The organism is Streptomyces sp. NPDC046349 (assembly GCF_055587885.1).
In genome coordinates this window covers 482,133-509,066 of record NZ_JBVJFK010000001.1, presented here as the reverse complement: position 1 = coordinate 509,066, position 26,934 = coordinate 482,133, and the positions used below count along the sequence as shown (strand labels likewise).

Sequence of the window (26,934 nt, the reverse complement as noted above, 5' to 3'; positions counted from 1 at the left end):
TCCCGTGGTGCTGACGTCGGCCGGTACGTTCCCGGTTCCGGAGCCCGTGGCACCGGCCGCGTCCGGAACGGCGGCCGAAGGCGCGGCGAAGGCGCGGGCCCGTGCCGTGGACCACTGCGCCCCCCGCGGGAGCGGACTGGCATCATCGGCGGTATGACAAGTTCGCTGCCGCTCCTGCCCCCGAACGCCCGCGTCTTCGTCGCGGGCCACCGCGGCCTCGTGGGGTCCGCGGTCGCCCGCCGACTCACCGCGGACGGCCACGAGGTGCTCACCCGGGGCCGTGCCGACCTCGACCTGCGCGACGCCGCCGCCACCGGCGCGTACCTGAAGGACGTCCGTCCGGACGCCGTCGTGCTGGCGGCCGCCAAGGTCGGCGGGATCATGGCCAACAGCACCTACCCGGTGCAGTTCCTCGAGGAGAACCTGCAGATCCAGCTCAGCGTGATCGGCGGCGCCCACGCCGCCGGCGTGGGCCGGCTGCTGTTCCTCGGGTCCTCCTGCATCTACCCGAAGCTGGCGCCGCAGCCGATCCACGAGGACGCCCTGCTGACCGGCCCGTTGGAGCCGACCAACGAGGCCTACGCCCTGGCGAAGATCGCCGGCATCGTCCAGGTCCAGTCGTACCGCAAGCAGTACGGGGCCTCGTACATCTCGGCCATGCCGACGAACCTCTACGGTCCCGGCGACAACTTCGACCTGGAGACCTCGCACGTCCTGCCCGCCCTCATCCGGCGCTTCCACGAGGCCGCCGCGGAGGGCCGCGAGGAGGTCACCCTGTGGGGCTCCGGCACCCCGCGGCGGGAGTTCCTGCACGTGGACGACCTGGCCGCGGCGTGTGCCGTACTGCTGGAGAGCTACGACGGCGACGAACCCGTGAACATCGGCTGCGGCGAGGACCTGACCATCCGCGAGCTGGCCGAGACGGTCGCCGAAGTGACCGGATTCCGGGGCCGGCTCGCCTGGGACACCTCCAAGCCGGACGGGACGCCGCGCAAGCTGCTGGACGTCGGCCGCCTGACCGCGCTCGGCTGGAAGCCCGGCATCCCGCTGCGGGACGGCATCGCCTCCACGTACAAGTGGTGGCGCGAGCAGAGCTGATCGCACAGGCGGCCTCGGCCCCTCAGTAGGCTCCGCGACCGTCGACGACGGCGCGGAGCGTACGGCCCATCACGTCGACGTCACTGGTGAAGGACCAGTTGTCGACGTACTGCAGGTCCAGCTGGATCGTCTCGTCCCAGGACAGGTCCGACCTGCCGCTGATCTGCCACAGCCCCGTCATCCCGGGCCGCACGGTGAGCCTGCGCAGCTCGACCTCGTCGTACTGGGCCACCTCCTCCGGCAGCGGCGGACGCGGGCCGACCAGGGACATGTCGCCGATGAGCACGTTGATGAGCTGCGGCAGCTCGTCCAGGGAGGTGCGGCGCAGGAGTCGGCCCACCCGGGTGACCCGGGGGTCGCGGCGCATCTTGAACATCAGGCCGTCGTTCTCGTTGGCTCCGGCCAGCTCTGCCTTGCGCGCTTCGGCGTCCACCACCATCGTGCGGAACTTCCACATGACGAAGGGGACTCCGTCGCGGCCGATGCGGCGCTGGCGGTAGAAGGCCGGGCCGCGCGAGCCGAGGCGGATCGCGAGGACGATCCCGAGGAGGAACGGGGAGAGCAGCAGCAGGCCGGCCGCGGCACCCACCCGGTCGAGGACCGACTTGAGCAGGGTCTGCACACCGCGGCTGACGGGCGGTGCGACGCGCAGCACGGCGAGTCCGCCCGCGGAGAGCGTCTCCAGCCGCTTGACCGAGACCTCCACCAGCCCCGGGAAGACGGCGAGTTCGAGGCCCGCGTCGTGCAGGGCCCAGGCGACGCGGCGCAGCCGCTCCCCGGTGATGCGCACGCCGGGAGCCACCAGGACGAGGTCGGCGTGGTGGCTGAGGACCGCGCCGAGCACGGCCGCGGAGTCGACGCCGGGGGCCTCGGGGGCGTCGGCGTCGAGCCGTGCCGCCACGGGGACGCCGCTGGCGAGCCGGCCGGTGCCGACCGGGACGACCCCGACGACGACATACGGGTGGTCGGTGCGGGCGGCGAGATGCGCGATGACGTCCTCGGCCGCGTCGGGCTCCCCTATCACCAGCACGCGGCTCACGGCCTGGGCCTCGCGGCGGGCGGCCGAGAGGTGACGGTAGGTCAGCTTGTGGCAGGCCACGGTGATCAGCAGGGCGGGCAGCAGGGCCCCGAGGGCGGACAGCCGGGGCGTGTCCTCCTCGGTCACCACACGCGCCACGGCCAGAACGCCGATCAGAATCAGCCAGTCATGGAGGACCGGAAGCACACCGCGGGATTCTCCGAGCGCCCGGGTGGCGTAGCGGCGGCGCAGCGCCTGGATGCCGGTCCACGCCACGGCGGCGACCAGGGCGCAGTGGACGGGCCGGACCTGCTGGGCGGCGTCGAAGACGAGCCCCACGGGGACGGCTGCGCCGAAGAAGTCGGCGGCTATCGCGGCCGGACGGTACCAACGGGCCTTGTCCCCGAGGCGCCGCACGGGCGCCAGGGACTCATGGGCCGTCCTGGCCACTCTTTGCGCAGGAAAATGGACATGCCTCATGGGCCCCCCTGGCACGTGGTCTATGACAGTGGCAAGTGTCCATGGCTTCCCCTGGCGATGAACATCTGCCGCACCGGCAAACAGTACGACAAACACCCGTACGGTAAATGCCGTTTCGGTCAACCCAGCCCCTTGTTGCGCAAGTGTTAGCAACCGGTAGCTGACGTTCCGAATCCTGGACGCCGCCAGGCGCACACGAAGGTGAATGGTCCGGATACCGGATACGTATCTTCGAACAACGAACCGTTTCCGGCCAACCTTTTGACGCGACCCTGACATCCGACGCGCCAAGTGGCACTCTTCGACCGTTCATCGCACCGCACCTGCTCTGCCCGGAGGCCCACCCAGCCGTCCGGAACCCCCCTTGCAGAAGGAGTCTGCGTTGAGGTCCACCCCCCAGAGGCGTGCCACCGCGGCGGGCGCGCTCGTTGCCGCGGCAGCCCTGCTCGCCGTAGGTATACAGACCGGAACCGCCACCGCCGACGCCACCGCGTCACAGGCACCCAAGGCCGCCCAGTCCAACCCGGGCGCGGCCAACCGCGTACTCAGCGCATCGGAGCGTGCGACGCTCCTCGCCGAAGCCAACTCGACCACCGCGCAGGCCGCCAAGGCGCTCGGCCTGGGCAGTGGCGAGAAGCTCATCGTCCGTGACGTCGTCCAGGATGCGGACGGCACCACGCACACCACGTACGAGCGGACCTACGACGGCCTGCCCGTGCTCGGCGGCGACCTCACCGTCCACGCCAGGAACGGCGTCACCAAGAGTGTGACGAAGGCGACCCACCACGAGATCAAGGTCGCGACCACCGAGGCCTCGGTCACCCCGGCCGCCGCCGAGAGCCAGGCGGTCTCCGCCGCCAACGCCGAGGGCTCGAAGGAGGCCAAGCCCGCCAAGAACGCCCGCAAGGTGATCTGGGCGGCCGAGGGCGCCCCGGTGCTCGCGTTCGAGACGGTCGTCGGCGGTCTCCAGCACGACGGCACGCCCAACGAGCTGCACGTGGTGACCGACGCCAGGACCGGCGCCAAGATCACCGAGTGGCAGGCCGTCGAGACCGGCACCGGCAACACGATGTACAGCGGCCAGGTGACCCTCGGCACCACGCAGTCGGGCAGCACCTGGAACCTGACCGACGCCGCGCGCGGCAGCCACAAGACGTACAACCTCAACCGCGGCACGTCGGGAACCGGCACGCTCTTCTCCGGCCCGGACGACACCTGGGGCAACGGTCTGCCGTCGAACCTGGAGACGGCCGGCGCCGACGCGCACTACGGCGCCGCGGTCACGTGGGACTACTTCAAGAACGTGCACGGCCGCAACGGCCTGCGCAACGACGGCGTCGCCCCGTACAGCCGGGTCCACTACGGCAACAACTACGTGAACGCGTTCTGGCAGGACTCCTGCTTCTGCATGACCTACGGCGACGGTGACGGCAACGCCAAGCCGCTCACCTCCACCGACGTGGCCGCGCACGAGATGTCCCACGGCCTGACCTCGGTCACGGGCAACATGACCTACAGCGGTGAGCCCGGCGGCCTGAACGAGGCGACGTCCGACATCTTCGCGGCGGCGGTCGAGTTCTACGCCAACAACCCGCAGGACGTCGGCGACTACCTGGTCGGCGAGAAGATCGACATCCGCGGCAACGGCACCCCGCTGCGCTACATGGACAAGCCGAGCAAGGACGGCTCGTCCAAGGACGCCTGGTACTCGGGCATCGGCTCGATCGACGTCCACTACTCGTCGGGCCCGGCCAACCACTGGTACTACCTGGCCTCCGAGGGCTCCGGTGCCAAGGTCGTCAACGGCGTGAGCTACGACTCGCCGACCTCCGACGGCCTGCCCGTCACCGCGATCGGCCGCGACGCCGCCTCGAAGATCTGGTTCCGCGCGCTGACCACCGGTCTGTTCAAGTCGAACACCAACTACGCGGCCGCCCGTACGGCGACCCTGCAGGCGGCGGCCGACCTGTACGGCGCCGGCTCGACCACCTACAACAACGCGGCGAACGCCTGGGCGGCCATCAACGTCGGCCCGCGCATCGTGAGCGGCGTCTCGGTCACCCCGATCGCCAACCAGACCACCCAGATCAACACCGCTGTGAGCCTGCAGGTCCAGGCCACCAGCACCAACCCGGGTGCGCTGAGCTACGCGGCCACCGGCCTGCCGGCCGGCCTGTCGATCAACTCCTCCACCGGCCTGATCTCCGGTACGGCCACCACCGCGGGCACGTCCAACGTGACCGTCACCGTGACCGACTCGCAGGCCAAGACCGGCACGACGTCCTTCACCTGGACCGTCGGCACCGGCCAGCAGAACGTCTTCGAGAACACGAACGACTACCAGATCGCGGACAACGCCACGGTCGAGTCGCCGATCGCGGTGACCCGCACGGGCAACGCCCCGAGCACGCTGAAGGTGGACGTGAACATCGTCCACACCTACGTCGGTGACCTGGTGGTCGACCTGGTCGCTCCCGACGGCAGCGTCTACAACCTCCGCAACCGCAGCGGCGGCAGCGCGGACAACATCGTCCAGAGCTTCACCGTGAACGCCTCCTCCGAGGTCGCCAACGGCACCTGGAAGCTCCGCGTCAGGGACGCTGCCAGCCTGGACACCGGTTACATCAACAGCTGGAAGCTCACCTTCTGACCCTTCGGGGCGGCGTGAGCCACGGCTGGACGAATAGATAGACACGGGGCCGCCCGGGAGTAGACCTCCCCGGGCGGCCCTGTCCCATTCCCCGGGCCGCCCGCCCTCGGCGGCGGGCGGCGGGCGGCGGATGGACCCCGCCGCCCGCCCCTCGCAGGCACCCCGAACACCCCTATCGCAGCAGCAGCCCGCCGCCGGAGTCCGTGGCCGCCGGAGCCGCGACCAGGCCGAGTTCGGCCGGGGTCGCCAGCAGCGGGTGCGTCGGCAGGATGCGGACCGTGTAGCCGAAGGGCCCCGTGCGGTCGAGGGCGAGCGGCCCCTCGTACACCCAGCGGCCGTCCATGTCGGGACCGGCGGCCGGCTTGAGCGGGAAGGTCCGCCCGTCCCGGATGACGTCCTGCGGGTCCACCCGGCCCGCGACCGCCTGCACGTCCACGTCCTCGGGCGCGAGCGTGTCCAGCGACACCTGCACCCGCAGCGTGAGGGTGGCCCCCAGCTCGGCGGTGCCGTTCACGGGAGCCGCGGCCAGCGCCTCCACGTGCTCGACGCCGACGCGCGGCCACGCCGCCCGGACCCGGCCCTTCCACCAGGCGAGGTCCCGTGCGGCGTCCGCGGTCAGGGAGCGGTGGGCGAGCGCGGCCGGCGTGTACAGCCGCTCCACGTACTCGCGCACCATCCGCCCGGCGAGGACCTTCGGTCCCAGCGACACGAGCGTGCGCCGCACCATCTCGATCCACCGCACCGGCAGCCCGGTGCGCCCGGCCCGGTCGTAGAACCGCGGCGCGACCCGGCCCTCGATCAGCTCGTAGAGGGCGCTCGCCTCCAGGTGGTCCCGGCGGTCCTCGTCCGCGCCGAGCCCGTCGGCCGTCGGGATGGCCCAGCCGAAGTCCGGCTCGAACCATTCGTCCCACCACCCGTCCAGCACGGACAGGTTGAGACAGCCGTTCAGCGCGGCCTTCATGCCGCTCGTACCGCAGGCCTCCAGCGGGCGCAGCGGGTTGTTCAGCCAGACGTCGCAGCCCGGGTAGAGCTTCTGCGCCATGGCCATGCCGTAGTCGGGCAGGAAGACGATCCGGTGCCGCACCCGCGGGTCGTCCGCGAAGCGCACGAGTTCCTGCACGAGCCGCTTCCCGCCGTCGTCGGCCGGGTGGGCCTTGCCCGCGACGACGATCTGCACCGGCCGCTCCGGGTCCAGCAACAGCCTGCGCAGCCGGTCCGGGTCGCGCAGCATCAGCGTCAGCCGCTTGTACGAGGGCACGCGCCGGGCGAAGCCGATGGTCAGCACGTCGGGGTCGAGGACGGTGTCGACCCAGCCCAGTTCGGCGGCTGCGGCCCCGCGCTGGAGCCACGAGGCCCGCAGCCGGTCCCGAACCTCCTGCACCAGCCGCTCGCGCAGCACCCGGCGCAGGTCCCACACGTCCTGGTCGGGGATGTCGGCGACCGCGTCCCAGCGCCGGGAGCCGCCGACCGACAGGGCGTCCTCGGTGCGGCCGGCACCGATCTGGCGGGCGCCGAGCCGGACCACCTCGGGAGCCACCCAGGTCGGCGCGTGGACGCCGTTGGTCACGGAGGTGATGGGCACGTCGGCCGGGTCGAAGCCGGGCCACAGGCCGGCGAACATCTCCCGGCTGACCGCGCCGTGCAGGGTGGACACCCCGTTGGCCCGCTGGGCCAGCCGCAGCCCCATGACCGCCATGTTGAACACGCCGGGGTCGCCCCCGGGGAAGGACTCGGCGCCCAGTTCCAGGATCCGGTCGACCGGTACGCCGGCCAGCTCGCCCCCGTCGCCGAAGTGCCGGGCGACGAGGCTTCGCTCGAAGCGGTCGATCCCCGCCGGGACGGGGGTGTGCGTGGTGAACACGGTCCCGGCGCGCACCGCCTCGACGGCGGCGTCGAAGCCGAGGCCCTGCTCCCGCTCCAGTTCCCTTATGCGTTCGAGCCCCAGGAAGCCGGCGTGGCCCTCGTTGGTGTGGAAGACCTCGGGCTCGGGGTGGCCGCTGATCCCGCAGTACGCGCGCACCGCGCGCACCCCGCCGATGCCGAGCAGCATCTCCTGGAGCAGCCGGTGGTCGCTGCCGCCGCCGTAGAGCCGGTCGGTCACCTCGCGGGCCGCGGCGTCGTTGTCCTCGACGTCGGAGTCCAGCAGCAGCAGCGGTACGCGCCCGACGCGCGCCTGCCAGATGTGTGCGTGCAGGGCGCGTCCGCCGGGCAGGGTCAGCGAGACGCGGGCGGGTGTGCCGTCGTCCTGGCGGAGCAGGCCGAGCGGGAGTTCGTTGGGGTCGAGGACGGGATAGTGCTCCTGCTGCCAGCCGTCCCGGGAGAGCGACTGGCGGAAGTAGCCGTGCCGGTAGAGGAGTCCCACGCCGATGAGCGGGACTCCGAGGTCGCTGGCGGCCTTCAGGTGGTCCCCGGCGAGGATGCCGAGTCCGCCCGAGTACTGGGGCAGGGCGGCGGTGATCCCGAATTCGGGCGAGAAGTAGGCGATGGCGGCGGGCAGTTCCGCGCCGTTCTCCTGGCTCTGGTACCACCTCCCGCCGTTCACGTAGTCATCGAGGTCGGCGGCGGCGACGGCCAGGCGCCGCAGGAACCGGCGGTCTGCGGCCAGTTCCTCGAGCCTTGCGGCGGAGACGGTGCCGAGCAGCCGGACGGGATCTCCGCCCGCGGCCTGCCAGCCCTCGGGGTCGACGGATTGGAAGAGTTCGCGGGTCTCGGCATGCCACGACCAGCGCAGATTGCGCGCGAGATCGGTGAGCGGCAGCAGGGACTCCGGGAGGACGGGGCGCACGGTGAATCGACGGATAGCCTTCACACGTTCCACCTTCGCAGGGGATTGCGGATCGGAGCGGCCGCACCACGCTGTGCACCCGCGCATCACCCCGGGAAGGCTAGCGAGGCCCCCGCGTTCCGGCCATGCCGCCTGGGGGCGGGCAACACGATCGAGGGGGCGCGCGGCGGTGGACGCGGGCTTCGGTGAGGTGCTGCGGCGGACCGCGCTCCCCGGGGCTCGTCGGGTTCGGTGGGCCGAGGTGGCGTCGGTCCTGCACGGCGGAACACCGGTCGGCATCCCGGCCGGCACGCCGGCCGCGCTCGTGGGCGTCGAGCCGCCCCCGGCCGCCGCGGGCCGGAGCGCTGCCTCCGAGCCGCCGGACTCCTGCGGGACGCACGCCGCCTCACCACCGGTCAGCTCCGGCGGATCCTCGACCTCGCGGAGGCCATGAGGGGCTGGGGGCCATCTTCGGCCAGATGTCCAAGCCCTTCTGCAACAGCGGTCACACCCACCCCGCAACGGGGTGAGCCGCCGTCTCCCGTACCCCCGCGCGGGTGGTTCCTGAGAGGCTCCGGAGGCGGCTGGGACCGGTGTTCCGGCCCCCTACGTCAGCTGGTCCCGACCGACTTGACGGAGCCTCCGCGGATGTCGAGCCGGGCCTTGGTATTGCCGGTTCCACTACGTACGAGTAGTTAACCAACTGCGCGGATTGGGCTGGGTGAGAGTGGGAAGGGCTCCCCGGGTACACGTCGTACACGCACGGCGCACCCGCCCACAAACCCTCTCCCCGCCACCCGAGTGAACGCGGACAGGAGCGGCCATGCCCGCAGCCCAGCCGTCTCTTGAGCGGCTAGAAACAGAGCGAACAGAGCGTGCACTACCAGTCGTGATACCGGCTGGCCTGTTGTCACCGAGCCCTGCGAACTGCCCCCAGGTGATCCCATCATGATCGGTCGCATTCCCGTGCTGGACGTCCGCCCCGCCGTCGACTGCGGCGCCAGACCCGCCAAGGCGGTCGTGGACGAGGTCTTCGAGATCTCCGCCACCGTGTTCCGCGAAGGACACGACGCCGTAGCCGCCCACCTCGTCCTGCGTGATCCGAAGGGGCGGCTGCGGCCCCCCGTGCCGCTGAGCGAACTCGCCCCCGGCACCGACCGGTGGGGCGCCCGGGTCTCCGCCGAGGTCGAGGGGAGGTGGACGTACACCGTCGAGGCGTGGAGCGACCCGGTGGGCACCTGGCGGGCCCATGCCGCTATCAAGATCCCCGCCGGGATCGACACCGGGCTCGTGCTGCTGGAGGGCGCGGAGCTCTACGAGCGGGCCGCGGCCCGGATCCCCAAGCGCGACGGCCGCGACGCCGTCCTGGCCGCCGCCGAGATCATGCGGGACGAGGACCTCCCGGCCGCCGAGCGGTACGAGGCCGCACTGGCCCCCGCCGTGGGCGCCGCGCTCGCCAGGCGCCCCTACCGGGAGCTGGTCACCGCCTCCAAGCCGCTGCCGCTGCTCGTCGAGCGCAAGCGAGCCCTGTTCGGTTCCTGGTACGAGATGTTCCCGCGCTCCGAGGGAGCGGTGCTGGAGCCCGGTGAGGCTCCGGTCAGCGGCACCTTCCGGACCGCAGCGGAGCGGCTGCCCGCCATCGCCGCCATGGGCTTCGACGTGGTCTACCTTCCGCCCATCCACCCGATCGGCAGCACCTACCGCAAGGGCCCGAACAACACGCTCTCGGCGGGTAGTTGGGACCCGGGCGTGCCGTGGGCGATCGGCTCCACCGAGGGTGGGCACGAGGCGGTCCACCCCGAGCTGGGCACCATCGAGGACTTCGACGCCTTCGTCGCGCGCGCCCGCGAGCTGGGCATGGAGATCGCGCTGGACTTCGCCCTCCAGTGCTCCCCCGACCACCCGTGGGTGGAGAAGCACCCGGAGTGGTTCCGCCACCGGGCCGACGGGACGATCGCGTACGCCGAGAACCCGCCGAAGAAGTACCAGGACATCTACCCCATCCACTTCGACACCGACATGGCCGGCATCGTCGAGGAGACCTGCCGGATCCTGCGGCACTGGATGGACCACGGGGTCCGCATCTTCCGGGTCGACAACCCGCACACCAAGCCGGTCGTCTTCTGGCAGAAGGTGATCGCGGACATCAACAAGTCCGACCCCGACGTGATCTTCCTGGCGGAGGCCTTCACCCGGCCCGCGATGATGCGCGCGCTCGCCGCCGTCGGCTTCCAGCAGTCGTACACCTACTTCACCTGGCGCAACACCAAGGCGGAGCTGACCGAGTACCTGACCGAGCTGTCCGCCACTGCCTCCGCCTCGGTGATGCGGCCGAACTTCTTCGTCAACACGCCCGACATCCTGCACGAGTACCTCCAGAAGGGCGGCCGCCCCGCCTTCGAGGTGCGCGCGGTCCTCGCCGCCACCCTGTCCCCCGCCTGGGGGATCTACTCCGGCTACGAGCTCTGCGAGAACACCCCGGTGCGCGAGGGCAGTGAGGAGTACCTGAACTCCGAGAAGTACGAGTTCCGGCCACGCGACTGGGCGGCCGCAGAGCGCGAGGGCCGCACCATCGCCCCGCTGATCACCGCCCTGAACCGGCTGCGCCGGCGCAACCCCGCCCTCCAGCAGCTGCGCGACATCCACTTCCACTCGACCGACAACGAACAGGTGATCGCCTATTCGAAGCACGCGGGCGCCAATTCCGTACTGGTGGTCGTCAACCTCGATCCGCACCACACCCAGGAGGCGACGGTGTCGTTGGACATGCCGGTACTCGGCCTCGACTGGCACGGGTCCCTCGCGGTGCGCGACGAGCTCACCGGCGAGACCTATCACTGGGGCAGGGCGAACTACGTGCGCCTAGAGCCGGGCCGCACGCCCGCGCACGTACTGGCCGCTCTGCGACCGTCCCCGCCCACCGGAGGGTCACCCACCACATGATGATCAACGATCCCGTCCACGACACCTTCGAGGACACCCCCGCCAAGGACCGCGATCCCGACTGGTTCAAGCGGGCCGTCTTCTACGAGGTCCTCGTCCGCTCCTTCCACGACAGCAACGGCGACGGCGTGGGGGACCTCAAGGGCCTCACCGCCAAACTGGACTACCTCCAGTGGCTCGGCGTCGACTGCCTGTGGCTGCCGCCGTTCTTCGCCTCGCCCCTGCGCGACGGGGGCTACGACGTCTCCGACTACACCTCCGTGCTGCCCGAGTTCGGCGACCTCGCCGACTTCGTGGAGTTCGTCGACGCCGCGCACACCCGCGGCATGCGGGTGATCATCGACTTCGTCATGAACCACACCAGCGACCAGCACGAGTGGTTCCAGCAGTCGCGCAAGGACCCGGACGGCCCCTACGGCGACTACTACATGTGGGCCGACAACGACAAGCAGTACCAGGACGCCCGGATCATCTTCATCGACACCGAGACCTCGAACTGGACGTACGACCCGGTCCGCAAGCAGTACTACTGGCACCGCTTCTTCTCCCACCAGCCGGACCTGAACTTCGAGAACCCGGCCGTCCAGGAAGAGATCATCTCGGCCCTCCGCTTCTGGCTGGACCTCGGCATCGACGGCTTCCGCCTCGACGCCGTGCCCTACCTGTACGCCGAGGAGGGCACCAACTGCGAGAACCTCCCGCGCACCCACCAGCTCCTCAAGAGAGTCCGGGCGGAGATCGACGCGCACTACCCGGACACGGTGCTGCTCGCCGAGGCCAACCAGTGGCCCGAGGACGTCGTCGACTACTTCGGGGACTTCGCCAAGGGCGGGGACGAGTGCCACATGGCCTTCCACTTCCCCGTCATGCCGCGCATCTTCATGGCCGTACGAAGAGAGTCCCGCTACCCCGTCTCCGAGATCCTGGCCAAGACCCCGGCCATCCCGAAGAACTGCCAGTGGGGCATCTTCCTGCGCAACCACGACGAGCTCACGCTCGAAATGGTCACGGACGAGGAACGCGACTACATGTACGCCGAGTACGCCAAGGACCCGCGGATGCGGGCCAACATCGGCATCCGGCGCCGCCTCGCCCCGCTCCTGGACAACGACCGCAACCAGATGGAGCTGTTCACCGCCCTGCTGCTGTCGCTGCCCGGCTCGCCGGTGCTCTACTACGGCGACGAGATCGGCATGGGCGACAACATCTGGCTGGGCGACCGCGACGGCGTCCGCACCCCCATGCAGTGGACCCCGGACCGCAACGCCGGTTTCTCCTCGTGCGATCCGGGCAGGCTGAACCTGCCGGTCATCATGGACCCGGTCTACGGGTACCAGGTCACCAGTGTCGAGGCGGCCATGGCGTCGCCCTCCTCACTGCTGCACTGGACCCGCCGGCTCATCGAGATCCGCAAGGCGAACCCGGCCTTCGGCCTCGGCTCGTACACCGAACTGCAGTCGTCCAACCCGGCGGTGCTCGCGTTCCTGCGCGAGTACGGGGACGACCTGGTGCTGTGCGTGCACAACTTCTCGCGCTTCGCGCAGCCCACCGAGCTGGACCTGCAGTCGTTCAACGGGCGGGTACCGGTGGAGCTCACGGGAGACGTGCGCTTCCCGCCGATCGGTGAGTGGCCCTACCTGCTGACCCTGGCGGGACACGGCTTCTACTGGTTCCGGCTGCGTGCCGAACAGCGCGCTGTCCGCCGCGCCGAATAGCCGGCACGGCCACAGGCGGACCACGCCTCGACCAGGGGGCGGGCAGCTCGAATGGGTCAATCGCCCGCCCCTGTACGGATCATCCTGACCCGACACTCGCACATGCCGGAGAAGCAACTGCCGCGCATCCGGGACACTCTGCGCATTCTGTGACGGCCCGGGGAAAGGACGCGACGCCATGTCGGAGGCTGCATCCGCCCGGAGCCGGCTGACTGCCGACCGGGCCGCCGGGATCGCCCCGTTGGAACCGATGCTGCGGGCCTGGCTGCCCGCTCAGCGCTGGTTCGCGGGCAAGGGCCGGGCCATCAGCAGGCTCACGACCGTCTCGGCGGCCGACCTGCTGCCCCCCGGCTCCACCCCCGGGCTGCTGCACGTGCTCCTCGACGTGGACGGGGACTGCTACCAGCTGCTGCTGGGCATCCGCCCGTCCCTGCCCCCCGCCCTCGCGCCCGCGCTGATCGGCCACGCCGAGGACGGGCCGTACGCGGGCCGTGCGGTCTACGAGGCACTGGGCGACCCCCGGCTCGCGGCGATGCTGCTGGAGCGGCTGCGCTCGCCCGGGGTGCTCGGCCCGCTGCGCTTCGACCGGGATCCCGCCACGCCGGTCCCGGCCGGGCTCACGCCCCGGCCGCTGTCCGGGGAGCAGACGAACTCCTCGCTCATCTACGGAGATTCGTTCATCCTGAAGGTGTTCCGCCGGGTCGGCCCCGGCGTCAACCCCGACCTGGAGCTGCCCAGGGCGCTGGCCGCCGCCGGCTGCACGCGGGTGCCGGCGCCCGTCGCCTGGTACGAGGCCGAGCCGCCCGGCGGGGAACCACTGACCCTGGGCGTGCTCCAGCCGTACCTGCGGGGCTCGGACGACGGCTGGCAGCTGGCACTGCGCCGGCTCGGTGCCGGGGAGGACTTCACCGCCGAGGCGCACGCGCTCGGCAGGGCCACCGCCGAGGTGCACAGCGCGCTCGCCGCGGCCCTGCCCACCGTCGCGCTCGGCCCGGAGCAGACCGCCCGGCTGGCCGCCGGGATGACGGCGCGGCTGGCCGCCACCGCCCGGGAGGTGCCCGCGCTGCGCCCCTACGAGGCAGGGCTGCGGGGGGCGTTCGACGCGCTGGCCGCGTCCCGCGGGACGGGGGTGGCGGCCCAGCGGATCCACGGGGACCTCCATCTGGGTCAGACCCTGCGCACCCTCGACGGCAGCTGGTCGTTGATCGACTTCGAGGGCGAGCCGGCCCGGCCCCTGGCCGACCGGCGCCGTCCCGAACCGGCGGTGCGCGACATCGCCGGGATACTGCGTTCCTTCGACTACGCCGCCCGCTCACACCGGCCGTTCGCCCCTGCCTGGGCCGACGACTGCCGGGCCGCGTTCTGCGAGGGCTACGCCCGCACCACCGGCCGGGACCCGCGCGAGGATCCCGTACTGCTGCGTGCGTACGAGACCGACAAGGCGGTGTACGAGGCCCGTTACGAGTCCCGGCACCGTCCCGACTGGCTGCACGTCCCGATGGCCGCGATCCGGCGGCTCTCGGAGCCCGCGCGGCCCGCCCACCGCGTGCCGCCGACCCCGCCCACCCCGGGCGCCCTCTCCCCGCACCCGCAACCCCACCCGAAGCCCCCGAGGAGGCCGCTCGCGTGAGCGCCGCACGACAGCCGTCACCGACCGTCCGCGACGAAGCCGCAACCGCCCCGGCGGCGGCGAAGAAGCCACGCACTCCCCGGGCCCGCCGTGCCGCCCCTCCGCACGGGGTCCGGCCTGCGCCGGCGCTCGGCCCCGAGGAACGGGCCCGGCTGCTGCAGGGCCGTCACCACGACCCGCACGCCGTGCTGGGCGCCCACACCCAGCGCGGCGGGGTGGCCTTCCGGGTGCTGCGCCCCTACGCCAAGGCGGTCACGGTCCTCGCCAAGGGGCTGCGGGCCGAGCTCCACGACGACGGCGACGGACTGTTCTCCGGACTGCTGCCGCTGACGACGGTGCCGGACTACCGGCTGCTGGTGGCGTACGACGGCACCGAGATCGAGGTCCACGACCCCTACCGGTTCCTGCCCGCCCTGGGTGAGCTGGACCTGCACCTGATCGGCGAGGGCCGCCACGAGCAGTTGTGGACGGCGCTGGGCGCCCAGCCGATGGAGCACCAGGGTGTGGCGGGGACCCGGTTCACGGTGTGGGCGCCGAACGCGCAGGGGGTGCGGGTCACCGGGGACTTCTCGTACTGGGACTCCGTGGCCCAGCCGATGCGCTCGCTCGGCGCGAGCGGCGTCTGGGAGCTGTTCCTGCCCGGGGTGGGCGCCGGGACGCTCTACAAGTTCGACATCACGCGTCCGGACGGCAGCCACACGCTGCGCGCCGACCCGATGGCCCGGTCCGCGGAGGTCCCGCCGGCGACCGCCTCGGTGGTCACGGCGACGCAGTACGAGTGGCAGGACGCGGAGTGGATGGCGCGGCGCGGGTCCCGCCCCCTGCACCAGGCCCCCTTCTCGGTGTACGAGCTGCACCTGGCGTCCTGGCGGCCGGGGCTCTCCTACCGGCAGCTCGCCGAACAGCTCCCCTCGTACGTCAAGGAGCTGGGCTTCACCCACGTGGAGATGATGCCGGTCTCCGAGCACCCCTTCGGCGGCTCGTGGGGTTACCAGGTCACCGGTTTCTACGCGCCGACCTCGAGGATGGGCACCCCGGACGACTTCCGCTTCCTCGTGGACTCGCTGCACCGGGCCGGGATCGGCGTGATCGTCGACTGGGTGCCGGCGCACTTCCCGCGGGACGACTGGGCGCTGGCGGAGTTCGACGGGCGGCCGCTGTACGAACACCAGGACCCTCGGCGGGCAGCCCACCCGGACTGGGGGACGCTGGAGTTCGACTACGGGCGCAAGGAGGTCCGCAACTTCCTCGTCGCCAACGCCGTCTACTGGTGCGAGGAGTTCCACGTGGACGGGCTGCGCGTGGACGCGGTGGCCTCGATGCTCTACCTGGACTACTCGCGCAGCGAGGGCGAGTGGGCGCCCAACGAGCACGGCGGGCGGGAGAACCTGGACGCGGTGGCCTTCCTCCAGGAGATGAACGCCACGGTGTACCGGCGCTGCCCGGGGGTGGTCACCATCGCGGAGGAGTCCACGGCCTGGAACGGCGTGACCCGGCCTACGGACGGCGGCGGGCTGGGCTTCGGCCTGAAGTGGAACATGGGCTGGATGCACGACACCCTGCGCTACATGTCGAAGGAGTCGGTGCACCGCAAGTACCACCACCACGACATGACCTTCGGGATGATCTACGCCTTCAGCGAGAACTACGTGCTGCCGATCTCCCACGACGAGGTGGTGCACGGCAAGCGCTCGCTGGTGTCCAAGATGCCCGGGGGCGACTGGTGGCAGCAGCGGGCGGCGCACCGGGCGTACCTGGGCTTCATGTGGGCCCACCCCGGCAAGCAACTGCTTTTCATGGGGCAGGAGTTCGCCCAGGGGTCGGAGTGGTCGGAGTCCCACGGGCCGGACTGGTGGCTGCTGGACTCCTCCTACGCGGCGGCCGGCGACCACCGCGGCGTGCGCGATCTCGTGCGGGACCTGAACCGGACGTACACGGCGACGCCGGCACTGTGGGAGCGCGACGCCGTGCCGGAGGGCTTCGCCTGGGTGGAGGCGGACGCGGCGGACGACAACGTCTTCGCCTTCCTGCGCTACGCCCAGGACGGCTCGCAGCTGCTGGCGGTGTCCAACTTCTCGCCCGTGGTCCGGCACGGCTACCGGGTCGGGGTGCCGGAGGAGGTGCCGCTGTGGCGCGAGGTCCTCAACACCGACCTGGAGGTCTACGGCGGCAGCGGGGTGCACCACGGGCAGCCGTTGCGGCCCGAGCCGGTGCAGGCCCAGGGCCGCCCGGCGAGCCTGCGGATGACGCTGCCGCCGCTGGCGACGATCTGGCTCAGGCCGTAGCGAGCTCGTCCTCCAGCTCCTGGAGGAGGCGGCGCTTGGGCCGGGCGCCGACCATCTGGCGGACTGGTTCGCCGTCGCGGAAGACGAGCAGGGTCGGCGTGGACAGCACCCCGTACCGGGTCAGGGTCCCGGGGTTGCGGTCCGCGTCGATCTGCACGACCTTCAGGCGGCCGGCCTCCTCGGCGGCGATCGCGGACAGCACCGGGGCGAGCTGGCGGCAGGGGCCGCACCAGTCCGCCGTGAACTGGACGAGTACGGCCCTGCCGCGCTCGCCCAGTACCTCGGCCTCGAAGTCGGCGTCGGTCACCTCGGCCACACCCTGTGCGTGCACCATGTCGATCCCTCTCTCGTGTGGGTCAGCGCGTCATCTCGCAGCGCGGGGCGGCGGCCTCGCCGGCCGCCTCCTCCGCGCCGGCGAGCTGCCGCGCGACCTGGTCCCGTACGTCTGCGAGCCGGCCGATCAGGTCGTCCAGCTCGGCGAGCTTGCGCCGGTAGACGGCGAGCGAGGCGGGGCAGGAGTCCCCGGCCGGGTGCCCCGCCCGCAGGCACTCCACAAAGGGCCGGGTCTCCTCGAGTTCGAAGCCGAAGTCCCGGAGCGTGCGGATCTCCCGCAGCAGCCGCAGGTCGTCCTCGTCGTAGGTCCGGTGGCCGTTGTCGGCCCGCCGCGCGGGCAGCAGCCCGCGCGCCTCGTAGTACCGGAGCGTCCGGGTGCTGGTCCCGGCCCGTTTCGCCAGTTCGCCGATGCGCATGGGGCGACCGTATGTGTTGACGCCGACGTCAAGGCAAGGGATGTGTGGGCGGGGCCCTCGCCACCCCCGTATGCGAGGGCCCCACAGGAACCACGTACGGGGAGGGCTTCCGGTTCACATTCCGTGGAGGCCGTGTGAGGGGTATTGCGTCCCGGGGGGTTGGCTGGAAGCGTACGCAGTACTGGATCTTCGAAGATCGCCGAGCGCACCGATTACCGGACAGTCGCCGGAAAACTCGCCAAAAGCCCCCTACTTCATAGGACGTTCCTACGAGGTATTGGCTTGTTTGTTTGGTCTGTAGGCGGCGAAGCCCGGCCACTTCTACGGTGTGCGGTGTGCACTCCAGCCCACCCTTCAATGCCCCCGCCGCGCGGCGCCTGCGCGCGGCCCTGGGCATGGCTCCCGGACATGTCGCCTACGGCCTGCGTGCCCAGTACGGACTCGTCGTCGCGCCCGAGACGGTGATGGCCTGGGAGCGCGGCGAGATATCACCGTCGTCCGCCGAGCTGACGGCGCTCGCGGGCGTCCTGTGGTGTTCGCCGGGGGAACTGCTCGCCGAGCCGGTCACTTTGCGGGAGCACCGGATGGCCCGGGGGCTGGCCGCGGACGAACTGGCCCGGCGGATCGGCCTGGAGACGGGCTCCTACCAGAAGATGGAGGACACCGGGCGCTGGAGGGGCAACGAGCGGCAGTCCGCCGCCCTCGCCACCGTGCTCGGTCTCACCCTGGCCCAGTTCGTGACGGCGACCGGCAAGCACGAGGAGCTGGCAGAGCTGCTGCGCAGCGCGGTCACCACGCGCTGGCAGGCGTACGTGAAACCGCTCGGCAAGCTGCTGCCGATCCCCAAGCAGCACCTGGAGCGGGTGCTGGACCAGTTGCACGGGGAGTACCAGTCACGGATGGTGGCGACGCTCAGCTGGGGCGGCGGCCAGGGGGAGGCCGGCAGCGGGGACGCCGGCCGGGAGTTCCTCACCGGGATCGTGGACCGTTTCTGGCAGATCGCGGGCGGTACGGCGTAGCTCCCGGAGCACCTACGGCAGCGGGGCGTGGACGACGGCGGCCACGGGACCGGCGGCGGCCAGGTCCTGCCTGAGCCGGTCGGCGGTCTTCCGGTCGCCCACGAGGACGGTCGGCGGGGCGGAGCACGAGGCGATCGCGGTCTTCAGGTGGCCCAGCGAGGCCCGGTACTCCTTCTCCTCGACCGCGGCCGCTCCGCCGACCTTGACGTGGAACACCTCGTACAGCCCGACCATGCTCCCGCCCTGCTTGGTGAGGATCTGGGCGAGGAAGGTCGACCTGAGGTTGAGGTAGGCGTCGTTGCTGTAGAGGGCGATCACCGGCGAGGTGGCGCCCTGCAGGTCGCGCCCGGTGAGGGCGGCGGCCGGCTTTCCGATGTCGCTGCTCCTGGCCTCGCCCCGGGTCCACTTGAGCATGGGGCTGTCGTACCAGGCCGAGGGATGGCCCCAGCCGGAGGGAACACCCCACTGGACACCGCCGAAGAGCGCCAGCGCCGCCGCCGCCGCGAGGCCGGAGCGCAGCAGGAGGTCCGCCCGGCGGCGCAGCGCGGTGCCGGTCGTCCTGGCGGCGGGCGGCAGCATCAGCCCGATCAGGCCGAGCGAGAGCAGGGCGATCACCAGGCCGGCGGCGGTCAGCTTCTCGAAGTAGTACGAGTAGTAGCCGATGGTGTACTTCTGCCAGACGCCGAAGGCGCCGATCATCGCCGTCGCGCCGAGGACGAGGGCGAGCACCATCTGTCCGGTGGCCGTGCGGCGGTTCACCGGGAGGGTGGCCGCCACCAGGGCGAGCAGACCGAGCCCGATGAACACCGGGCGGTCGGGGACGACCATCGGGCCGGCCAGGTTCGAGGTCTTGGCGACGTCCAGCTTCGTGAGGACGGAGAAGGCGCTGGGCAGTCCGGCCACGAGGGTGACGCCGGCCAGTGCCGCGAGCACCGGTCCCCGGCGGCCGGCGAACCGGCGCCGGTGGACCAGCAGCACCGCGGCCAGGGCGATGCCGACGAGGGCGCCGTAGAGGTTGTAGACGTAGGTGACGGCGATCAGCCCGGCGGCCGCGACGAGGACGAACTCGGTCCGGCCCGCCGCGGGCCGCACCAGCAGGGCCAGGGCGACGGCCAGGAACAGCAGGCCGATGGTCTCGGAGTCGAAGCCCCGCTCGATCAGTTGCGCCATCGACCCGGACATCATCACCGCGGCGACGGTGGCGCAGACCGCGGCGGCGCGCCAGCCGCGCAGGCGCGGGCCGCCGATCCAGCGGGCGGCCCAGACCAGCGCCCCGCAGAACAGTGCGTAGGAGGCCAGGACGTAGAGGAAGTAACGATTCGTCATGGCGAGGGCGGAGCCCGCCTGCGCCGAGGACGTCACCAGGGCGTCGATCCAGGCCAGCAGGAAGTGGGAGCCCTGCGGGTAGACGGCCTCGGACGGCGTCATCATGTACGTCCGGGCGGCGTCCTGGTGCAGGAAGGCGTAACCGCCGACCTGCCGGATCCCGGTGAAGTACGAGAAGTGGCCCATCCGGTCCTCGGACGTGACGAAGTAGGCCAGCCGGTCGGCGGCCGGCCTGCCCGCCACCGGGTGGTGGACGTAGTGCCAGACCACGGCCACCGTGCCGGCGATCAGCGCGTCCGAGCCGCGCAGCCGCAGCGGTATGCGGGGTCTGCGACGGGCCAGCCAGCCGGATACGGAGGCGATCGTGAGCAGCAGGCCGGCGCCGGGTACGGGGGCCAGGCCCCACGGCCAGACGGAGAAGAGCAGGCCGAGGCCCATCACGGCGCCGCAGAGCAGGAAGGCCGCGATGACGAGGCGGTCGAGCAGTCCGCCGCCCACCCGGATCAGGGCCGCGATGGTCAGGACCAGGACGGGGAGGAGCAGCACGTCGAGGGCGACCGCGTGGAGCAGCAGCGGCACCGCCCAGGACGCGGCGAGGGCCGCGGCGAGGACGGACGGGCTGCGCCGTGCGGTGGGGCCGGTGATGCCGGGTCCCGGCCGGTGGGCGACCGGTTCGCGTGTCAGGACGGCAGAGCTGGTCGCCACGGGAGTGGGGCACCTTTCCATCGAGTGCGTGCGTGCGGACGAGGAGACGCGGACATGCTGCCGCGATCCGCCCATACACGACTCGGCCGACCCAATCCCCCCACGGAAATGATAACCAGCGTGACTCGAGCGGGCGGGGCGGCGGGGGCGGTCTGCGCGGCCGCGGCGCGCAGCGGCGCCGGAGCGGCGCACTCCGGTCCGTTCGGCGCAGAACGGGAACCGAAGGACCCGGTTCGCCCGGGGCGCAGGTCCGGCCGAGCGGGTCAGAAGACGGACTCCGCCTCGTACATGCGCTCGTCGGGGACGGTCTTCAGCTCGGTGACCGCGTGGGCGAGCGGGGCCATCACGATGTCGGTGCCGCGCAGGGCGGTCATGTTGCCGTACTCGCCGCGGTGCACCGCCTCCACGGCGTGCCAGCCGAAGCGGGTCGCGAGGACGCGGTCGTAGGCGGTGGGGGTGCCGCCGCGCTGGACGTGGCCGAGGATGACCGGGCGGGCCTCCTTTCCCAGGCGGTGCTCCAGCTCGATGGCGAGGCGGTTGCCGATGCCGGCGAATCGCTCGTGGCCGTAGGCGTCGATCGCGCCCTTCTCGTACGGCATGGAGCCCTCGGCCGGGTGTGCGCCCTCGGCGACGCAGACGACGGCGAACTTCTTCCCGCGGGCGAAGCGTTCCTCGACCATCTTGACCAGTGCGTCCACCTCGAACGGGCGCTCCGGCAGGCAGATCCCGTGGGCGCCGCCGGCCATGCCGGACTCCAGGGCGATCCAGCCCGCGTGACGGCCCATGACCTCGACGACCATCACGCGCTGGTGCGACTCGGCGGTGGTCTTGAGGCGGTCGATGGCCTCGGTGGCGACCATGACGGCGGTGTCGAAGCCGAAGGTGCGGTCGGTGGAGGAGATGTCGTTGTCGATGGTCTTCGGCACGCCGACGACCGGCATCCCGGCGTCGGACAGCATCCGGGCCGCGGTGAGGGTGCCTTCGCCGCCGATGGGGATCAGGGCGTCGATGCCGTAGCGGGTGGCCAGCTCCCGCGCGTTCTCGGCCGCCTCGTGGAGGCGGGCCCGCTCCATGCGCGCCGACCCGAGGATCGTGCCGCCGCGGGCGAGGATGCCGCTGACGGCGTTGATGTCGAGGGGGCGGAAGTGACCGTCGAGGAGGCCCTTGAAGCCGTCCTCGAAGCCGATGACCTCGTCCCCGTGCCCGACCACGGCACGGTGTACGACCGACCGGATGACAGCGTTGAGGCCCGGGCAGTCTCCGCCTGCGGTGAGAACTCCGATACGCATCGTGCTGTGTCTCCTGCTCCTGGTCGTACCGGGCCGTGCGGGTGGGTTGCGCGCGGCCCGCCGGCCGTACATATGAGGGGCGTATTGGTACCGCCTGTCCGATTGTTCCATGCTCTCGGGGTGGGGCGCGCTCCACGGCACCCGCCCGGGAGGCCCTTCGGACCCCCGGACCGGCCCTGAGTTCCGGCGGGCGCCCTATCCATTGGCAGAGGTACTGTCAAGAGGGCAACCCATCCCCACCGGGTCAAGCGACCACACGAAGAGACGGAGAGCACGCGTGACGCGCAGCGTGTACGTGACCGGCATCGAGCGGGGGGACGGCCGGCAGGTCGTCGAACTCGGGATCATGGAGCTCCTGACCCGGCAGACCGGCCGGGTCGGCGTCTACCGGCCGTTGCTCCACGACGCACCCGACCGCCTCTTCGACCTGCTCAAGGCCCGCTACCGGATCGACCAGGACGCCTCGACGGCCTATGGGATGGAGTACCGCGAGGCCTCGGCGATCCTGGCCGAGAAGGGCACCGACGAGCTGGTCTCGCAGCTCGTCGACCGCTACCACCGGCTGGCCCGCGACTACGAGGTCGTGCTCGTCCTCGGCACCGACTACGCGGAGACCAACCTCCCCGACGAGCTGGCGCTCAACGCCCGCCTCGCCAATGAGCTGGGGGCGGTCGTCGTCCCCGTCGTGGGCGGCACCAAGCAGCCCGCCGAGGCCGTGCGCGCCGAGGCCCGCAATGCCTACCGTGCGTACGAGAGCCTGGGCTGCCACGTCGTCGCGATGGTCGTCAACCGGGTGGCCGCGGAGGACCGCGACCTCATAGCCGAGCGGCTGGCGGCCCGCCTCCCCGTGCCCTGCTACGTCCTGCCGGACGACAAGTCGCTGTCCGCCCCGACCGTCGCCCAGATCACCCGGGCGCTCGGCGGCGAGGTGCTCCTCGGTGATGACGCGGGCCTGGCCCGCGACGCCCTGGACTTCGTCTTCGGCGGTGCGATGCTGCCGAACTTCCTGAACGCCCTGACCCCCGGCTGCCTGGTCGTGACCCCCGGCGACCGCTCGGACCTCGTCGTCGGCGCACTCGCCGCGCACACCTCCGGCACCCCGCCGATCGCAGGCGTTCTGCTCACCCTGAACGAGCGGCCGAGCAAGGAGGTCCTGACGCTGGCCTCGAAGCTGGCGCCGGGCACGCCGGTGGTGTCGGTGGCGGGCAACAGCTTCCCGACGGCCGCCGAACTCTTCTCGCTGCAGAGCCGGTTGAACTCCGCGACCCCGCGCAAGCTGGAGACCGCGCTCGGCCTCTTCGAACGCCACGTGGACACCGGCGAGCTGCGCGGCCTGCTCTCGGTGGCCCGATCGGAGCGCGTCACTCCGATGATGTTCGAGCACGAGCTGCTGGAGCGGGCCCGCTCCGACCGGCGCCGCGTCGTGCTGCCCGAGGGCACCGAGGAGCGCGTACTGCGCGCCGCGGACGTGGTGCTGCGCCGGGGTGTCTGCGACCTGACCCTGCTGGGCGAGGAGCAGGCGATCCTGAAGAAGGCCGGTGACCTCGGGGTGGACATCTCGGGCGCGCAGCTCATCGACCCTGCGACCTCCCCGCTGCGGGAGGGTTTCGCCGAGTACTACGCCGAGGTCCGCGCGCACAAGGGCATGACCGTCGAGCTGGCCCACGACGTCGTCACCGACGTCAACTACTTCGGCACCCTGATGGTCCAGCGCGGCCTGGCCGACGGCATGGTCTCCGGCTCGGTGCACTCCACCGCGGCGACCATCCGCCCGGCCTTCGAGATCATCAAGACCGAGGCAGCCGCGCGGAGCGCGTCGGACGGGGTGGCGGCTGGCCATGGGAGGGCCGAGCCGGAGGCGTCCATCGTCTCCTCGGTCTTCTTCATGTGCCTGGCCGACCGGGTCCTGGTGTACGGCGACTGCGCGGTCAACCCGGACCCGAACGCCGAGCAACTCGCGGACATCGCGGTCCAGTCGGCCGCCACCGCCGCCGCCTTCGGCGTCGAGCCGCGGATCGCGATGCTCTCGTACTCGACCGGCACCTCCGGTTCGGGCGCGGACGTCGACAAGGTCCGCAGGGCCACGGAGATCGTCCGCGAGCAGCGCCCCGACCTCGCCGTCGAGGGCCCGATCCAGTACGACGCGGCCGTGGAGCCCTCGGTCGCCGCGACGAAGCTGCCCGGGTCCGAGGTGGCCGGCCGCGCGACGGTGCTGATCTTCCCCGACCTCAACACGGGCAACAACACGTACAAGGCCGTGCAGCGTTCGGCGGGCGCGGTCGCGGTGGGCCCGGTGCTCCAGGGCCTGCGCAAGCCCGTCAACGACCTCTCGCGCGGCGCCCTGGTCCAGGACATCGTCACCACCGTGGCGATCACGGCGATCCAGGCGCAGGGCGCACCGGGGCCCGCCGCCGGCGCCTGACGCCCTCCCCCGCTCCCGCCCCGCCGCCTCACTCCCCTCATCGCCCGCGACAAGGAAAGACCCCACCGTGACCGCATCGCGCGTACTCGTCCTCAACTCCGGCTCCTCGTCGGTCAAGTACCAGCTCCTCGACATGGCGGACCGGTCGCGCCTGGCCGTCGGCCTGGTGGAGCGGATCGGCGAGCAGACCTCCCGGCTGGTGCACGAGCCGCTCACGGGTCCGGGCGCGGCCGGCGGCAAGCGCGAGCAGGTCGGCCCGATCGCCGACCACGAGGCAGCGCTGAAGGCCGTGGCCCGCGAGCTGGCCTCCGACGGGACGGGCCTGGACTCCCCCGAGCTGGCCGCGGTGGGGCACCGGGTGGTGCACGGCGGGACGCGGTTCACCCGGCCGACGGTGATCGACGACGAGGTACTGGCGGAGATCAGGAACCTGATCCCCCTGGCGCCGCTGCACAACCCGGCGAACGTCACGGGCATCGAGGTGGCGCGCTCGCTGCGCGCGGACATCCCCCAGGTCGCCGTCTTCGACACCGCCTTCCACGCGACGATGCCGGAGTACGCGGCCCGGTACGCGATCGACGCCGCGACCGCCGACGCGTACTCCATCCGGCGGTACGGCTTCCACGGCACCTCCCACGCCTACGTCTCGCGAGCGACGGCCGCCCTGCTCGGCAAGCCGGTGCAGGACGTGAACGTGATCGTGCTGCACCTGGGCAACGGGGCCTCCGCCTCGGCCGTGCGGGGCGGGGTCTGCGTGGAGACGTCCATGGGCATGACCCCGCTGGAGGGGCTGGTGATGGGCACCCGCTCGGGCGACCTCGACCCGGCGGTCGTCTTCCACCTGGCGCGGGTGGGCGGCCTCTCGGTGGACGAGATCGATTCGCTCCTGAACAAGAAGAGCGGTCTGCTGGGCATGTGCGGCGACAACGACATGCGCGAGGTGCTGCGGCGCGCGGGCGAGGGCGACGAGGCGGCGCGCCTGGCCTTCGGCGCGTACGTCCACCGGTTGAAGAAGTACATCGGGGCGTACTCGGCGGTGCTCGGGCGGGTGGACGCGGTGGCTTTCACGGCCGGGGTCGGCGAGAACGCCCCCCAGGTGCGGGAGGCCGCGCTGGACGGCCTGGCCGAGCTGGGGCTGGTGCTGGATCTCGAGGCCAACGCGGCGCGTTCCCCGCAGCCGCGGCTGATTTCGGCGGATTATGCCCGTGTGGCCGTGGCGGTGGTCCCGACGGACGAGGAACTCGAGATCGCCACCCAGGCGTATGCGCTGGTTACCGAGTAGTCACTTGGACTTTCCACCAGCCGGAATATTCCGCTACGAAACAAACCGATAGGATCCAGTCATGCGCCGTTCCAAAATCGTCTGCACGCTGGGCCCCGCCGTCGACTCGTATGAGCAGCTGAAAGCGCTCATCGAGGCTGGTATGAACGTGGCCCGATTCAACTTCAGCCACGGGTCCCAGGCAGAACACCAGGAGCGGTACGACCGCGTCCGGCAGGTCTCCGAGGACACCGGGCGCGCCGTCGGCGTCCTCGCCGACCTCCAGGGTCCGAAGATCCGTCTGGAGACCTTCGCCGAGGGTCCCGTCGAGCTGGTGCGCGGTGACGAGTTCACCATCACCACCGAGGACGTCCCGGGCGACAAGTCCATCTGCGGCACCACCTACAAGGGTCTCCCGGGCGACGTCGCCAAGGGCGACCAGGTCCTGATCAACGACGGAAACGTCGAGCTCCGGGTGACGGAGGTCTCAGGCCCCCGGGTCAAGACCATCGTCATCGAGGGCGGTGTCATCTCGGACCACAAGGGCATCAACCTGCCGGGTGCCGCCGTGAACGTCCCCGCGCTGTCGGAGAAGGACGTCGACGACCTCCGCTTCGCCCTGCGGATGGGCTGCGACATGGTCGCCCTGTCCTTCGTCCGCGACGCCAACGACGTCAAGGACGTCCACCGGGTCATGGACGAGGAGGGCCGCCGGGTCCCCGTCATCGCCAAGGTGGAGAAGCCACAGGCCGTCGAGAACATGGAGGCCGTGGTCGCCGCCTTCGACGCGGTCATGGTGGCCCGCGGCGACCTCGCCGTCGAGTACCCGCTCGAGAAGGTCCCGATGGTCCAGAAGCGGCTCATCGAGATGTGCCGCCGCAACGCCAAGCCGGTGATCGTCGCGACCCAGATGATGGAGTCGATGATCACCAACTCTCGCCCGACGCGCGCGGAGGCGTCCGACGTCGCCAACGCGATCCTCGACGGCGCGGACGCGGTCATGCTGTCGGCCGAGTCCTCGGTCGGCGCCTACCCGATCGAGACCGTCAAGACGATGTCGAAGATCGTCGCGGCGGCCGAGGAGGAGCTCCTCTCCAAGGGCCTCCAGCCGCTGGTTCCGGGCAAGAAGCCGCGCACCCAGGGCGGCTCCGTGGCCCGCGCGGCGTGCGAGATCGCGGACTTCCTGGACGGCCAGGCGCTCATCGCCTTCACCCAGTCCGGGGACACCGCCCGCCGCCTGTCGCGCTACCGCGCCACGCAGCAGATCCTGGCCTTCACCACGGACGTCAACACCCGCAACCAGCTCACGCTGAGCTGGGGCGTCGAGTCGTACATCGTCCCGCACGTGGACACCACCGACGCGATGGTCGACCTGGTGGACGGCGAGCTGCTCAAGCTGGGCCGCTACAACGAGGGCGACACCATGATCATCACGGCCGGCTCGCCCCCCGGCGTCCCCGGCACCACCAACATGGTCCGGGTGCACCACCTGGGCGGCGTCGACCGCGCCTGACGCCGCCGCACCCCGACGGACTCTGCCGCACAGAGACCGAGGGCGGCACCCCGCAGTGATGCGGGGT

At 71.5% G+C, this 26,934-nt stretch carries 16 protein-coding genes; 10 read left to right on the top strand and 6 right to left on the bottom strand.

Going from position 1 to position 26,934, the window contains the following annotated elements; genetic code table 11:
* Positions 1-153: 153 nt before the first annotated feature.
* Complete coding sequence (locus ACZ6JS_RS02395; protein WP_469295227.1) at positions 154-1,098, top strand: GDP-L-fucose synthase family protein; 945 nt, start codon at positions 154-156, stop codon at positions 1,096-1,098.
* Positions 1,099-1,120: 22 nt separating this feature from the next.
* Here the strand turns inward: ACZ6JS_RS02395 and ACZ6JS_RS02390 are convergent, their stop codons facing one another.
* Positions 1,121-2,596 carry a sugar transferase gene (locus ACZ6JS_RS02390; protein WP_469295226.1) on the bottom strand — a complete coding sequence of 492 codons (1,476 nt, stop codon included), beginning with the start codon at positions 2,594-2,596 and terminating at the stop codon, positions 1,121-1,123.
* Between the two features lie 382 nt (positions 2,597-2,978).
* On the opposite strand from ACZ6JS_RS02390, the gene ACZ6JS_RS02385 reads away from it, so the two are divergent.
* Entirely contained in the window at positions 2,979-5,246 is a 2,268-nt protein-coding gene (locus ACZ6JS_RS02385; RefSeq protein ID WP_469295225.1) for a M4 family metallopeptidase, read from the top strand.
* A 172-nt stretch (positions 5,247-5,418) separates the two neighbouring features.
* On the opposite strand, the gene glgP is transcribed toward ACZ6JS_RS02385, so the two are convergent.
* Positions 5,419-8,055, bottom strand: a complete 2,637-nt coding sequence (gene glgP, locus ACZ6JS_RS02380) for an alpha-glucan family phosphorylase (protein WP_469295224.1) — start codon at positions 8,053-8,055, stop codon at positions 5,419-5,421.
* A 903-nt stretch (positions 8,056-8,958) separates the two neighbouring features.
* On the opposite strand from glgP, the gene ACZ6JS_RS02375 reads away from it, so the two are divergent.
* The 4 genes from ACZ6JS_RS02375 to glgB all read left to right on the top strand — a co-directional run bounded on the left by ACZ6JS_RS02375 (position 8,959) and on the right by glgB (position 16,583).
* Positions 8,959-10,953, top strand: coding sequence for an alpha-1,4-glucan--maltose-1-phosphate maltosyltransferase (locus ACZ6JS_RS02375; RefSeq protein WP_469295223.1), 1,995 nt, complete (start codon positions 8,959-8,961; stop codon positions 10,951-10,953).
* Complete coding sequence (gene treS / locus ACZ6JS_RS02370; RefSeq protein ID WP_469295221.1) at positions 10,950-12,668, top strand: maltose alpha-D-glucosyltransferase; 1,719 nt, start codon at positions 10,950-10,952, stop codon at positions 12,666-12,668. Before ACZ6JS_RS02375 ends, treS begins: the two co-directional genes overlap by 4 nt.
* 178 nt (positions 12,669-12,846) lie before the next feature.
* Entirely contained in the window at positions 12,847-14,298 is a 1,452-nt protein-coding gene (locus tag ACZ6JS_RS02365) for a maltokinase N-terminal cap-like domain-containing protein (RefSeq protein WP_469295219.1), read from the top strand.
* Entirely contained in the window at positions 14,295-16,583 is a 2,289-nt protein-coding gene (glgB, locus tag ACZ6JS_RS02360; protein ID WP_469295218.1) for a 1,4-alpha-glucan branching enzyme, read from the top strand. Before ACZ6JS_RS02365 ends, glgB begins: the two co-directional genes overlap by 4 nt.
* Here glgB and ACZ6JS_RS02355 read toward each other — a convergent pair.
* On the bottom strand, positions 16,573-16,917 hold the full coding sequence (locus ACZ6JS_RS02355; RefSeq protein ID WP_469295217.1) for a thioredoxin family protein: 345 nt from the start codon (positions 16,915-16,917) through the stop codon (positions 16,573-16,575). The genes glgB and ACZ6JS_RS02355 overlap by 11 nt on opposite strands.
* Positions 16,918-16,939: 22 nt before the next feature.
* The gene (locus ACZ6JS_RS02350; RefSeq protein ID WP_469295215.1) at positions 16,940-17,332 is read right to left on the bottom strand and encodes a MerR family transcriptional regulator; all 393 of its coding nucleotides are present in this window, start codon (positions 17,330-17,332) and stop codon (positions 16,940-16,942) included.
* A gap of 395 nt (positions 17,333-17,727) precedes the next feature.
* Here ACZ6JS_RS02350 and ACZ6JS_RS02345 point away from each other — a divergent pair, with 395 nt between their 5' ends.
* Positions 17,728-18,351 (top strand): XRE family transcriptional regulator, encoded by a 624-nt coding sequence (locus ACZ6JS_RS02345; RefSeq protein ID WP_469295543.1) that lies wholly within the window; start codon positions 17,728-17,730, stop codon positions 18,349-18,351.
* A gap of 12 nt (positions 18,352-18,363) precedes the next feature.
* Here the strand turns inward: ACZ6JS_RS02345 and ACZ6JS_RS02340 are convergent, their stop codons facing one another.
* Together ACZ6JS_RS02340 and ACZ6JS_RS02335 are read right to left on the bottom strand one after the other, a co-directional pair.
* Positions 18,364-20,382, bottom strand: a complete 2,019-nt coding sequence (locus ACZ6JS_RS02340; RefSeq protein WP_469295214.1) for a hypothetical protein — start codon at positions 20,380-20,382, stop codon at positions 18,364-18,366.
* Positions 20,383-20,645: 263 nt separating this feature from the next.
* The gene (locus ACZ6JS_RS02335) at positions 20,646-21,671 is read right to left on the bottom strand and encodes an ATP-dependent 6-phosphofructokinase (RefSeq protein WP_469295213.1); all 1,026 of its coding nucleotides are present in this window, start codon (positions 21,669-21,671) and stop codon (positions 20,646-20,648) included.
* Between the two features lie 277 nt (positions 21,672-21,948).
* On the opposite strand from ACZ6JS_RS02335, the gene pta reads away from it, so the two are divergent.
* The 3 genes from pta (at position 21,949) to pyk (ending at position 26,867) form a co-directional block, all read left to right on the top strand.
* Positions 21,949-24,093, top strand: a complete 2,145-nt coding sequence (pta, locus tag ACZ6JS_RS02330) for a phosphate acetyltransferase (RefSeq protein ID WP_469295212.1) — start codon at positions 21,949-21,951, stop codon at positions 24,091-24,093.
* A 67-nt stretch (positions 24,094-24,160) separates the two neighbouring features.
* Positions 24,161-25,375, top strand: a complete 1,215-nt coding sequence (locus ACZ6JS_RS02325) for an acetate kinase (protein ID WP_469295210.1) — start codon at positions 24,161-24,163, stop codon at positions 25,373-25,375.
* Between the two features lie 61 nt (positions 25,376-25,436).
* Entirely contained in the window at positions 25,437-26,867 is a 1,431-nt protein-coding gene (gene pyk, locus ACZ6JS_RS02320; protein ID WP_469295209.1) for a pyruvate kinase, read from the top strand.
* The last annotated feature ends 67 nt before the right edge of the window (positions 26,868-26,934 follow it).

Bases quoted from the DNA above. Each gene is read 5' to 3' on its own strand.
- ACZ6JS_RS02395 (WP_469295227.1), top strand. From the start codon at position 154: ATGACAAGTTCGCTGCCGCTCCTGCCCCCGAACGCCCGCGTCTTCGTC.
- ACZ6JS_RS02390 (WP_469295226.1), bottom strand. From the start codon at position 2,596: ATGAGGCATGTCCATTTTCCTGCGCAAAGAGTGGCCAGGACGGCCCAT.
- ACZ6JS_RS02375 (WP_469295223.1), top strand. From the start codon at position 8,959: ATGATCGGTCGCATTCCCGTGCTGGACGTCCGCCCCGCCGTCGACTGC.
- treS (WP_469295221.1), top strand. From the start codon at position 10,950: ATGATGATCAACGATCCCGTCCACGACACCTTCGAGGACACCCCCGCC.
- ACZ6JS_RS02365 (WP_469295219.1), top strand. From the start codon at position 12,847: ATGTCGGAGGCTGCATCCGCCCGGAGCCGGCTGACTGCCGACCGGGCC.
- ACZ6JS_RS02355 (WP_469295217.1), bottom strand. From the start codon at position 16,917: ATGGTGCACGCACAGGGTGTGGCCGAGGTGACCGACGCCGACTTCGAG.
- ACZ6JS_RS02350 (WP_469295215.1), bottom strand. From the start codon at position 17,332: ATGCGCATCGGCGAACTGGCGAAACGGGCCGGGACCAGCACCCGGACG.
- ACZ6JS_RS02345 (WP_469295543.1), top strand. From the start codon at position 17,728: ATGGCTCCCGGACATGTCGCCTACGGCCTGCGTGCCCAGTACGGACTC.
- ACZ6JS_RS02335 (WP_469295213.1), bottom strand. From the start codon at position 21,671: ATGCGTATCGGAGTTCTCACCGCAGGCGGAGACTGCCCGGGCCTCAAC.
- pyk (WP_469295209.1), top strand. From the start codon at position 25,437: ATGCGCCGTTCCAAAATCGTCTGCACGCTGGGCCCCGCCGTCGACTCG.